The sequence below is a fragment of the Sphingobium fluminis genome, assembly GCF_037723805.1.
Lineage (GTDB): Bacteria > Pseudomonadota > Alphaproteobacteria > Sphingomonadales > Sphingomonadaceae > Sphingobium.
This window is the reverse complement of record NZ_JBBJUK010000012.1, coordinates 2,501-5,858: the sequence shown is the minus strand read 5'-3', so window position 1 is coordinate 5,858 and position 3,358 is coordinate 2,501. Positions and strand designations below refer to the sequence as shown.

At 52.8% G+C, this 3,358-nt stretch carries 1 tRNA gene and 2 rRNA genes; all 3 read right to left on the bottom strand.

What is annotated here, in order from left to right:
* Window positions 1-2 precede the first annotated feature (2 nt).
* Window positions 3-79: transfer RNA gene (locus tag WG907_RS18090), tRNA-Met, on the bottom strand.
* 91 nt (window positions 80-170) lie between these two features.
* Window positions 171-285 (bottom strand): 5S ribosomal RNA (rrf, locus tag WG907_RS18085).
* 175 nt (window positions 286-460) lie between these two features.
* Window positions 461-3,258, bottom strand: a 23S ribosomal RNA gene (locus WG907_RS18080).
* Window positions 3,259-3,358: the final 100 nt, after the last annotated feature.

Below are 3,358 nucleotides of genomic sequence, written 5' to 3'. Positions count from 1 at the left end.
GTTGGTTGCGGGAGTAGGATTTGAACCTACGACCTTCAGGTTATGAGCCTGACGAGCTACCGGGCTGCTCCATCCCGCGCCACCAACGATAAAAGGGCGGACCTGATCGGTGCCGCCCTTTTTAAGACAAGTGAATGGGTTTTTGGTCCTGTTTATGCGCCTGCTTCAATGCCTGGCGACGCCCTACTCTTCCAGTGCTTGAGCAATAGTACCATCGGCGCAGACTGGTTTCACGGCCGAGTTCGGGATGGGATCGGGTGGGTCACAGACGCTATGGTCACCAAGCAATGAAGCAGGCGCATAAAGGGTTCCCATCAAAGTAATACTTTGACGGGGCCCTATACAGGGGTTTTTCAATCGATACCGTGCACATTTTGTATAAATATATTCATCTGGGCTGGCTTGATAACCACCTCTTGGACGAGCGCTGTATTCCAGTGCTGTCGTTGATGGTGGGACTCTCTAGCGCGAACAGAGCAATTAGGACTGGTTAGCTTCATGCGTTACCGCACTTCCACACCCAGCCTATCAACGTCGTGGTCTACGACGGCTCGATGAAATCTTATCTTGAGGGAGGCTTCCCGCTTAGATGCTTTCAGCGGTTATCCCGTCCATACATAGCTACCCAGCTGCGCTCTTGGCAGAACGACTGGTACACCAGAGGTATGTTCAACCCGGTCCTCTCGTACTAGGGTCAACTCCTCTCAAATTTCGACGCCCACGGCAGATAGGGACCAAACTGTCTCGCGACGTTCTGAACCCAGCTCACGTACCACTTTAATTGGCGAACAGCCAAACCCTTGGGACCTGCTCCAGCCCCAGGATGTGATGAGCCGACATCGAGGTGCCAAACGATTCCGTCGATATGAGCTCTTGGGAATCATCAGCCTGTTATCCCCGGCGTACCTTTTATCCGTTGAGCGATGGCCCTTCCACGAGGGACCACCGGATCACTATGACCGACTTTCGTCTCTGCTCGACTTGTCAGTCTCGCAGTCAGGCGGGCTTATGCCATTGCACTCTAACAGACGGTTTCCAACCGTCCTGAGCCCACCATCGCGCGCCTCCGTTACTCTTTAGGAGGCGACCGCCCCAGTCAAACTACCCACCACAGAGGGTCCCTGTACCGGATAACGGTACGAGGTTAGACATCAGAAAACAGCAGGGTGGTATTTCACCTATGGCTCCACATCAACTGGCGTCGATGCTTCAAAGCCTCCCACCTATGCTACACAGCTCTTTCCTAATGCCACTCTGAAGTTGCAGTAAAGGTGCACGGGGTCTTTCCGTCTAACCGCGGGTACTCCGCATCTTCACGGAGAATTCAATTTCGCTGAGCATATCCTGGAGACAGTGGGGAAGTCGTTACGCCATTCGTGCAGGTCGGAACTTACCCGACAAGGAATTTCGCTACCTTAGGACCGTTATAGTTACGGCCGCCGTTTACCTGGGCTTCAATTCAGTGCTTGCACACCTCCTCTTAACCTTCAGGCACCGGGCAGGCGTCAGGCCCTATACGTCGTCTTGAAGCCGACTTAGCAGAGCCCTGTGTTTTTGCTAAACAGTCGCTACCCCCTGGCCTGTGCCCCCCATAAGTGCTTGCGCATATATGGGGCCTCCTTCTTCCGAAGGTACGGAGGCAATTTGCCGAGTTCCTTCAGGATACTTCTCTCAAACGCCTTGGTATACTCTACCATTCCACCTGTGTCGGTTTAGGGTACGGTCTATACGGAGGGGCTATTTCCTGGGACAACTTCACTGCCAGGAGCAATCCAATAAGCCCTGACAATTTACGCCATCCGTCACTCACCTCCAGGCCCACGAATATTAACGTGGTTCCCATCGACTACCCCCTTCGGGCTCGTCTTAGGGGCCGGCTTACCCTGCTCAGATTAGCTTTAAGCAGGAACCCTTGGAATTTCGGCGACAGTGCATCTCACACTGTTAATCGCTACTCATGTCTGCATTCGCACTTCCGATACCTCCACGACCCATTACCAGATCGCTTCATCGGCCTACGGAACGCTCCGCTACCGCTCAGTCACAAGGACTGAACCCTAAGCTTCGGTGCATCACTTTAGCCCCGTTACATCTTCGCCGCAGGATCTCTTATTTAGACCAGTGAGCTGTTACGCTTTCTTTAAAGGATGGCTGCTTCTAAGCCAACCTCCTGGTTGTTTTGGAAATCCCACATGCTTTCCCACTTAGTGATGACTTGGGGACCTTAGCTGTAGGTTAGGGCTGTTTCCCTTTTGACGACGGACCTTAGCACCCGCCGTCTGTCTGCCGGACTAGACTCGTTGGTATTCGGAGTTTGGTTAGTGTTGGTAGATCTCGCGACCCCCGCAACCATCCAGTGCTCTACCCCCAACGGCAATCATCCGACGCTCTACCTCAATAGATTTCGCGGAGAACCAGCTATTTCCCGGCTTGATTGGCCTTTCACCCCTAAGCACAACTCATCCGACAATTTTTCAACATTGAACGGTTCGGTCCTCCAGTGCGTGTTACCGCACCTTCAACCTGGTCATGCATAGATCGCCGGGTTTCGGGTCTAATGCATCAAACTCTGTCGCCCTATTCAGACTCGCTTTCGCTGCGCCTACACCTAACGGCTTAAGCTCGCTTGATACACTAAGTCACAGACCCATTATGCAAGAGGTACGCGGTCAGGGCTCAGGGCCCCTCCCACTGCTTGTAGGCATCCGGTTTCAGGTACTGTTTCACTCCCCTCATCGGGGTGCTTTTCACCTTTCCCTCACGGTACTGGTTCACTATCGGTCATGTACGAGTATTTAGGCTTGGAGGGTGGTCCCCCCATGTTCAGACAGAGTTTCACGTGCTCCGCCCTACTCGAGTCCTGATGTTTCATTTTCGCATACGGGGCTGTCACCCGCTATGGCGTGCCTTTCCAGACACTTCTGCTAATTAAACATCAGGCACTGGCCTGGTCCGCGTTCGCTCGCCACTACTAACGGAATCTCGGTTGATGTCTTTTCCTCCGGGTACTGAGATGTTTCAGTTCTCCGGGTTCGCTTCACCAAAGCCTATTTTATTCAGCTTAGTGATACCTCAACCATTTAACCGCTCGTACGATCGAAATCGCACGAATGATTAAATGGTGAAGGTGGGTTTACCCATTCGGAAATCGCGGGATCAAAGCTTGCTCACAGCTCCCCCACGCTTATCGCAGCGTGCCACGTCCTTCATCGCCTGTACATGCCAAGGCATTCACCAGATGCCCTTACCTCACGCTTGAGAGTCCACACCACCAACGACAGCACTGGAAGATCAAGTGCTTTTTACGCCGCCGGTCATGTGGTTATTAAACTCAGCCAGATAATCTTGTGTGTACAAC